Consider the following 6,907-nt stretch of genomic DNA (forward strand, 5'->3'; position numbering starts at 1 on the left):
GACTTCAGACATCAGACACTAGCCGTCAGGCCCGAAACCGCTTGCGGGTTCGGCGTAGCTTACCGCGTCTTTTCGCGGTTAGCGGAGTGTGGCTCGACGACTGGCCAGCTTTGCTGGTCAGGAGCCGAAGGGGTCCAGTGGTGTTATGCCTTTCTTATCGTTCCAGGCGTTCGACGGTGGCCAGCAATTGCGGATAGGTCGCTGACTGACACTTTTCGTACAGTGATTTAGCTGCGGGTATCCCTTCCAGATAATCATCCGAGTCCCGAATTTCCTGAGCCAGATATTCAATAAAGGCGGGTTCGACAACGGAGCCATTCAGCACATTAAGCAGAACCTGTGTTTCGTCTTTATCGAGAGGAAGGGCACAGGCACGAACCAGATGCGCATAACGATCAAAGATATTATTCAGCCGTTCAGTCACCCCTTCCCTGTGGGAGTTCAGATGTGCTCGCAGATTAGGCGAAGGTGTGAAAGAGGGGTTGCGGGAGATCTCTTTTTTCACTGGTTATCCTCAGAATACTGGCCCGACATAATTAAGAATTTGCGCCGCTCCCTCACGAACTGTCGGTACCATTTACGGGCAACACTGGCAAGATCGTCCTCAGAAGCGTCACAGTACAGCGTACTGCCCATAAACCCTCCCCCACGGCAAATCTGAGCACCTGAGTTACCAGAGTGTCCCTGAGACTCCAGGTGAACATAGCCACCACTGTCGGGTGCGTAAAAACTGAAAATTTCGCCGGTTTTACGGGATTTTATCGTGAAGTTCATGCTGGCTCTCCTTTGGCTCACCCGCGACTGCGCTTCGCCTCACTGAGTTAAGTGGAACAATTTCTGTTCATTACGCAATCAACTGTATGACAGATGTCATACATAATCAACAAAAAAAGCCTGCTTAAAAAGCAGGCGAACATCACTGTATCATATAAGGAATGAACTGCAGTATCACCTGGCAGACCGGGCGACTGATTTACCAGGAAAGCGGATACCGCGCATTGCACGAATAAGTTATAGCAGCACTTTTCCGGAAGGAAAACCCGGCAGGCGGGCGGGTTAAGTGCTATGCAACCTGATGTAGCGCCGGGTTTCCCCGGGGAGCCTTTGGACAGCCTCACTGACTCGTGGTCTTTTAACTCTGCCGTTGCTGTTTCCACCCCTCCGTAAAGAGGGCTACGCTACAGAGAGAACTTATCACCAGAACCCAAATGTTCACAATCAATCACTTTTTTTTTCAGACTGATGACAGGGTGTTACGAAGAATGAAGGATGTTAATGTGACTTGCGATTCATTGAATCTGTGTTGTAGGTAGATGAAAGATTTTTGCCCGCCTGTCGCGCGGGCTTTTTTTCCTGCTTACAGGAAAAAGGGGCTACCGGTGAACGGTAACCCCTTCATAAAGGCGCTTCAGGCTTGTCAGACATCATCTCCCCTGAATGGCGGGGGCTTCCCCCCGCCGGGGTTAGCTACTTAGCGGATTCGTAAGCCAGAAAAGCCGCCACCTCCCTGTTCGTGTCCCTGTACCGGATTTCACAAAGTGATTTCCGGGTGAGGTAAGTGAATATCAGCAGTGTGAGGCACACTATTAATACGCACCCGAGCAGAGTGTTTCGCGGCAGTTTCATGGCCTTCTTCTCCTTGCCTTGCGGCATCTAAGAGGCTATCCTGATGTTGTCTAGGCATACAGGTGGCCTCGTGGGTTAATGAATATTAACTACGGGGCTTTCTGCTTTCTGCCACACAACACGGCAACAAACCACCTTCACGTCATGAGGCAAAAAGCCTCAAGCGCCACGTCGATTATACCGGGCCGGTGCTATTTCTTACCAGGTATATCCACGCCTTATGCTGCTTAGCGCTTTAAATATCTAATGTATACCCATCCCGCGATCACGACGCCCGTGCCCAGCGCAAGATTAGGCAAAATAACATCGTTTGCACTTGCATATATGGTATTCGGATCATGTTGCCCCCAGAATGCCAGCTTGTACCCGATGCCCCAGACAAAGAATATAATCCCGGCAATCAGAACGCCGAATTCTATAACGCCGAGCAGGATTCCATCTAACCAGTCAGGCGGATCACGCCATGTGATGACCGCAGCTATTAGTGTGCAGATGATTTGGCCTGCATAATAACCAGGGGAACCATACCATTCCGGAGCAACATGCTTCACGATCAACCAGAACAGCACGTTCATTAAGATTACGAGCAACCAGTACCTCATAGTTCTGCTTTCCTTGTATTTGGCCATCTGAGTTGTCAGACAGCATTGTACTTATTCATCGGGCGGACTTGCCATTGAAATACTCCGGACGCGCAGCCAGTTCACGCTCGATTAACTCGTCGGCAAACAAAGGGGCAACACGATGAATACGTGCCTGCATGTTGCGCCTTCTCACCGCAGCTTTCCGTTCATCGCTCCAGCGTTGGATCTGTTTCTGGCCGAGAAAATCCACGCATACAGCGTAACCTGAGCCAGCCACCCAGCGTGACATCACCTCTTCAGGTGCCGCCTGCCCTGCCTCCACGACAACGGAAATCAGTTCCCGTGGACCCGGGCAGGGCCTGTGCGGCAGTTTCCAGCGCAGAGAATAGCGCCACTTCATACACCACTCCGATCAGCCAGCTTATTTGGCACCTGCCAGCGTTCAGCAACACGAATATGTTCAGGTGTTTCCCGGACAATTAACGGAATTTCGTACATCACTGCATACAGCGGCTCACCGCTGATGCGAAGCCAGTCCAGTTCCTTCAGCGATGTGAATCGCGACTGCCAGCGCCAGAACGGTGCTGCAAGCTCTGCCGCGTCAAACTCGTCGCTCCACCGGGTGTACCAGGTGCAGACGGTTTCCGGTGACTGAAAATTCAGTTCTGTGACAGCCTGTCCCAGCAGGTTCTGACGCAGTAACCAGGACTGCTCGACCTGACGGGCTTCACGGCGCATTTTTCGGGTGAAGGCAAAGTCCTGACGTTTTAGCCTGCGTACTGTTCGGGTATGAAGGACTTCCGGAAAAAGTTCAGCCTGCACATCCATTGTCAGCGGCAGCGGACAGTATTCCCCGTGGCTGGAGATAAGCATATCCAGCGCCTCTTCCACCTGTTTCAGGCTGGAAAGGCGGTCTTTTGGATCACGGTGAAGGCCAGGAATACGGCGGGCAACATCACTGTTAATCCGGCTACAGCCTGTCAGCAGGCGCAGGAATGTCCGGACGTGTGGCATCGATGGCAGACGTGCGCCGCGCTGGCGAGCCTCTTCCACCGTCATGATGGCCTGCAGCGCTGCCTGACGGGCTGGTTTCAGGGATACAAGAGCACTGGATGACGGGATCATTGTGCGCCCTCCTGTGACAGCGTGCTGATGATGCTGGCAAACGAGTAGCCACCGGCGTCAAGACACTCGATGAGATCCAGAGTATGGGTGATGAGTTCAGGGTTGAATGCATCCATCACGCGAACGACAGAGAACGGCTGACCGTCACGGGTAACAAAGACCACTATCCAGCGAGGATTCAGCTCCCCCGGACTGCATACCGCCACATCAAAGTGACCATGAGAGGGGGTAAAACGGATCTGGACAGGAAAGAAGCCGCCAAATTCGCACCGGTATTCGGCATTCACGGACCAGCCGGACGGTGAGGTCAGATCGCGCATGACAGCGTGACTCAGCTCCCGGCGAAAGTCTTCACCGGCGGCGCGGTAGTCTTCCAGCTCATCAGAAGACATGGTTTTCAGGACATCCAGAGTCAGTAACGTTTTCATTTTCAGTCTCCTTATCGCCGCCCCGCAGGGCGGCGTCTCCGTTATCAGGCGGCGCAGGCCGGGTTGTTATGGTCGGTGACGTCGCCGGCATCAGCGTCGGTATCGTTCTGACTTGTTGCCAGACTGAGTTCAGACTTTGCGGCAAGCTGTTTCTGATTGTCAGCACTGGTCATCCATTCCGGAACCCAACGGATTTTTGAGAGGAAGTGCTCTGCATGTTCAGCGGCATCCTTTTTCTTCATCTTCGCGGCGTCCTGTGCTGCGCCAGCCAGTCCGGCCTGAGAGAGTGCCTGTACAATGTGTGGCAGCTTCATGTGCGAGAAAAGGTTATCAGCCGTCGGTTTCCACCAGTCACGAAGGTCAAACTGAATGGCGTTTTCCACCCCATCCAGCGAACTCTGGTGTTTACGACCAAATTCATCCTTGCCCTGTACACCATCTATGGAGCAGGCGGTGCAGAAAGCCATCAGTGCCATCAGGGTTGCGCCATCGAGCGTAAAGAAGGTGGTCATATCCTTTCGCCAGTTTTCCGGCAGCAGGGCTTCAAGACGTTCTTTTTCTGACTGGATGGCCTGAAACGCAACGCTGTTTTCACCGTCAGGTGCTTCACGGGTCAGCGCGTAATGCGACACACTCACGCTAATGCAGAACGGCTCTTTGACGGACGTTGTGGTATGGAAAACCGAGTTACACATTTTCCAGACCATCAGCGCGACGGCTTTCTGCGGCTGCTGCAACAGGGCCGCCTGAACCGCCAGTGTGCGTTCAGAAGAAAGGCGGGTCAGCAACGGGACACTGACGGCGTCCAGCGGATCGACTTTTTCAGGGGCCTGATCGGTGGATGCATCCTTCTCCTCCATTTTTTCATCGGCGCACAGCACCACACCGCGCTGTACTTTCACCTCCTGGCCAGTCCAGGAAACCACCACTCCGGCAGATTGCTTCATTTCATCCGTCCATGCCCGGTGTTTTGCCCGGTGCGCGATGGTCTGCTGTTCTTCCCAGACGGCTTCCAGAGCCCCGGCCAAGACGTCATCATTCACGCCGGGGTTCTCGTCTTCATACTTAGCTTCCAGAGCTTCCAGTTCCGCAAGACGTTCTGATTCGGCTTCGGTATATTCCACAGGCGGGACAGCATGCAGGCGCCAGATTTTAGTGTCCTTCCCGTAGTGTGAAATCGGGTCAAGACGACCATCACACCATGACCAGCCTTCCGCTTCGCGGAGGTGCTCCGCGATGTTCTGCAGTTTTTCCAGCAGGGCGGTATCGAGCGATGCACTTTTGACATAGCCGCCGTTTTCGCTGCTGAAGAGATCAACCCGGATTTCATCCGGACTGAATGCGGCCTCTCCCACAAAGCGGAATTTGTCGCCGTTTGTGGAAACCTCTTCTGAGATAATGAGGTTACGGATCGAGGAAACTGATACTTCATTATTCCAGGACCGTTTGCGGGCGGATTCCAGCACTTCCACCTGGCGTTTCTGATCGCTTTCGAGCGCCAGTGCCTGGCAGTGTTCGGTGGTGATTTCATCCTTCGCCAGCGCCGCCAGAATTTCGGGAGCCAGTTCGGTCAGTTTCAACATGCGCTGAACATGACGCGTACCGAACCCCAGTAAATCGCCAATCTGCGCGGGGGTTTTCCCCTGCTCTGCCAGTGTGCGGAACCCGGCGATCTGTTCAGACGGATGCATTGCCATCTGCTGTTCGTTTTCTGCCATTGATGCCGCAACAGCCAGTTCATCAGGTACCTTTTTCACCATCACCTGATATCCGGCATCGATACGGTTTTCACTCTGCAGGAGCTGCAGCGCTTTCAGGCGACGACCACCGGCAGCCACACCACAGCGACCATCCGGGAGGTTATGCACGACCAGATTCTGCAACAGGCCAATGGCTTCAATGGAATCTGCCATTGAACAGACTTTCTCCGCCGGATAGGGAATGGTCCTGACGTTCAGGGGAGACTTCACCAGTGCCGTCACCGGGACATACTCGACCTGTGCGGCATCGAGAGCCACTTTAAGCGCCTCAGCTTCGGCAGACTTAAGCGTTTTTTTGCTGGTTTTCGGTGCAGTTTTTACCTTAGACTCTGTTGCAGACATAATTGATACCTCTTAGCTATTGATGAATGTCTGCCGGACAGCCCACCTGTCCGGCCTTCTTCTTACTGCTTACTTCGTTTTGCGTACTCCGTAGTCCCGGATGTAGCGGTTCATCATGTCCTCGCCGCCCGGTTCAAAATTCCAGACGCGCCAGATCATGCTGCCGTCATCCTGATGACGGACGACAAGGCGAAAATGGGTCCCCTGATCATCTTCAATCGCCACATTCTGATACTGCGCTGCGACAATCTGAGCCTGCTCGCGGGTAAACGTGCCATCCGGCAGGGATTCAAGCGGGGACAAAACGTTATGGTCCATGTGTTTCTCCTTTTCTGCCCCGCCTGAACGGGGCGTCTTCATCGTGGTTTAAAAGGGCGCGTCATCATCCATTGGTGGGAAATCATCCGGGAGAGGCTGAGGCGGTTGCTGAGACGGGGCGGCATCCTGACGGCCTTTCTTACCGCCCTTCGCTTTCGGGGATTTAGCTGCGGCCTGAGCAGGTTGTGCCGGGGTGGCAGGATTCTGCGGCTGCGCGGCGCTCTCAGGCACACCGGATTCACGGCGGCCGCCGAGCATCTGCAGGGTGCCGTTCTGCCCGACCAGCACCTCGGTGACGTAGCGCGTGACTCCGGCATCGTCCTGCCAGTTGCGGGTGCGCAGCTGGCCCTCGATGTAGACCTGTGCGCCTTTACGCAGGTATTCGCCCGCCACTTCCGCGAGCTTGCCGAACATGACAACACGGTGCCACTCGGTGTTTTCGCGCATCTCTCCCGTCTGCTTGTCACGCCATGTTTCAGACGTGGCCAGCGTCAGATTGGCCACTGCGCCCCCGTTGGGCATGTAACGCACTTCCGGATCCTGTCCCAGATGTCCAACCAGAATGACTTTGTTAACGCCACGTGCTGCCATGATGAATCTCCTTAATCCGTTGTTTTGCCTTTTAAAACCATCACCCGTTGAGTTGCCGGGGCCGCGGTTTTGACGTTTTGCGGGGACCTGCTGAACCTGCCCCCTGGATATAACCTTCACCCGTTTGAGAGCC

General features: G+C 54.3%; 11 protein-coding genes. All 11 read right to left on the bottom strand.

Features of this window, described 5'->3' with window-relative positions; translation table 11 throughout:
* Positions 1-154: 154 nt before the first annotated feature.
* The 11 genes from RRF55_RS26635 to RRF55_RS26685 all read right to left on the bottom strand — a co-directional run bounded on the left by RRF55_RS26635 (position 155) and on the right by RRF55_RS26685 (position 6,774).
* Positions 155-505 carry a hypothetical protein gene (locus RRF55_RS26635; RefSeq protein WP_023287104.1) on the bottom strand — a complete coding sequence of 117 codons (351 nt, stop codon included), beginning with the start codon at positions 503-505 and terminating at the stop codon, positions 155-157.
* Positions 502-774, bottom strand: a complete 273-nt coding sequence (locus RRF55_RS26640) for a hypothetical protein (protein ID WP_023287105.1) — start codon at positions 772-774, stop codon at positions 502-504. Before RRF55_RS26640 ends, RRF55_RS26635 begins: the two co-directional genes overlap by 4 nt.
* A gap of 693 nt (positions 775-1,467) precedes the next feature.
* Entirely contained in the window at positions 1,468-1,587 is a 120-nt protein-coding gene (locus tag RRF55_RS26645; protein WP_159376494.1) for a type I toxin-antitoxin system Hok family toxin, read from the bottom strand.
* Positions 1,532-1,684: a DUF5431 family protein gene (locus RRF55_RS26650; protein WP_004150508.1), complete on the bottom strand. Its 153-nt coding sequence runs from the start codon at positions 1,682-1,684 to the stop codon at positions 1,532-1,534. Before RRF55_RS26650 ends, RRF55_RS26645 begins: the two co-directional genes overlap by 56 nt.
* Before the next feature lie 169 nt (positions 1,685-1,853).
* The gene (locus RRF55_RS26655) at positions 1,854-2,228 is read right to left on the bottom strand and encodes a hypothetical protein (RefSeq protein ID WP_023287106.1); all 375 of its coding nucleotides are present in this window, start codon (positions 2,226-2,228) and stop codon (positions 1,854-1,856) included.
* A 55-nt stretch (positions 2,229-2,283) separates the two neighbouring features.
* Positions 2,284-2,610 (bottom strand): hypothetical protein, encoded by a 327-nt coding sequence (locus RRF55_RS26660; protein ID WP_001568059.1) that lies wholly within the window; start codon positions 2,608-2,610, stop codon positions 2,284-2,286.
* Positions 2,607-3,335, bottom strand: coding sequence for a plasmid SOS inhibition protein A (locus tag RRF55_RS26665; RefSeq protein ID WP_001568058.1), 729 nt, complete (start codon positions 3,333-3,335; stop codon positions 2,607-2,609). Before RRF55_RS26665 ends, RRF55_RS26660 begins: the two co-directional genes overlap by 4 nt.
* Positions 3,332-3,763 carry a conjugation system SOS inhibitor PsiB gene (psiB, locus tag RRF55_RS26670; RefSeq protein ID WP_001568057.1) on the bottom strand — a complete coding sequence of 144 codons (432 nt, stop codon included), beginning with the start codon at positions 3,761-3,763 and terminating at the stop codon, positions 3,332-3,334. Before psiB ends, RRF55_RS26665 begins: the two co-directional genes overlap by 4 nt.
* Positions 3,764-3,807: 44 nt before the next feature.
* Positions 3,808-5,865, bottom strand: a complete 2,058-nt coding sequence (locus RRF55_RS26675) for a ParB/RepB/Spo0J family partition protein (RefSeq protein ID WP_023287107.1) — start codon at positions 5,863-5,865, stop codon at positions 3,808-3,810.
* A gap of 69 nt (positions 5,866-5,934) precedes the next feature.
* On the bottom strand, positions 5,935-6,183 hold the full coding sequence (locus tag RRF55_RS26680; protein WP_009310026.1) for a DUF905 domain-containing protein: 249 nt from the start codon (positions 6,181-6,183) through the stop codon (positions 5,935-5,937).
* A gap of 48 nt (positions 6,184-6,231) precedes the next feature.
* On the bottom strand, positions 6,232-6,774 hold the full coding sequence (locus RRF55_RS26685) for a single-stranded DNA-binding protein (RefSeq protein ID WP_015065513.1): 543 nt from the start codon (positions 6,772-6,774) through the stop codon (positions 6,232-6,234).
* Positions 6,775-6,907 lie beyond the last annotated feature (133 nt).

The sequence above is a fragment of the Klebsiella sp. K47 genome, assembly GCF_051858335.1.
GTDB lineage: Bacteria > Pseudomonadota > Gammaproteobacteria > Enterobacterales > Enterobacteriaceae > Klebsiella > Klebsiella pneumoniae.

Excerpts from the sequence above, each read along its gene's own strand:
- RRF55_RS26685 (WP_015065513.1), bottom strand. The coding sequence starts at position 6,774 with ATGGCAGCACGTGGCGTTAACAAAGTCATTCTGGTTGGACATCTGGGA.
- RRF55_RS26640 (WP_023287105.1), bottom strand. The coding sequence starts at position 774 with ATGAACTTCACGATAAAATCCCGTAAAACCGGCGAAATTTTCAGTTTT.
- RRF55_RS26650 (WP_004150508.1), bottom strand. The coding sequence starts at position 1,684 with ATGCCTAGACAACATCAGGATAGCCTCTTAGATGCCGCAAGGCAAGGA.
- psiB (WP_001568057.1), bottom strand. The coding sequence starts at position 3,763 with ATGAAAACGTTACTGACTCTGGATGTCCTGAAAACCATGTCTTCTGAT.
- RRF55_RS26665 (WP_001568058.1), bottom strand. The coding sequence starts at position 3,335 with ATGATCCCGTCATCCAGTGCTCTTGTATCCCTGAAACCAGCCCGTCAG.
- RRF55_RS26675 (WP_023287107.1), bottom strand. The coding sequence starts at position 5,865 with ATGTCTGCAACAGAGTCTAAGGTAAAAACTGCACCGAAAACCAGCAAA.
- RRF55_RS26655 (WP_023287106.1), bottom strand. The coding sequence starts at position 2,228 with ATGAGGTACTGGTTGCTCGTAATCTTAATGAACGTGCTGTTCTGGTTG.
- RRF55_RS26660 (WP_001568059.1), bottom strand. The coding sequence starts at position 2,610 with ATGAAGTGGCGCTATTCTCTGCGCTGGAAACTGCCGCACAGGCCCTGC.
- RRF55_RS26680 (WP_009310026.1), bottom strand. The coding sequence starts at position 6,183 with ATGGACCATAACGTTTTGTCCCCGCTTGAATCCCTGCCGGATGGCACG.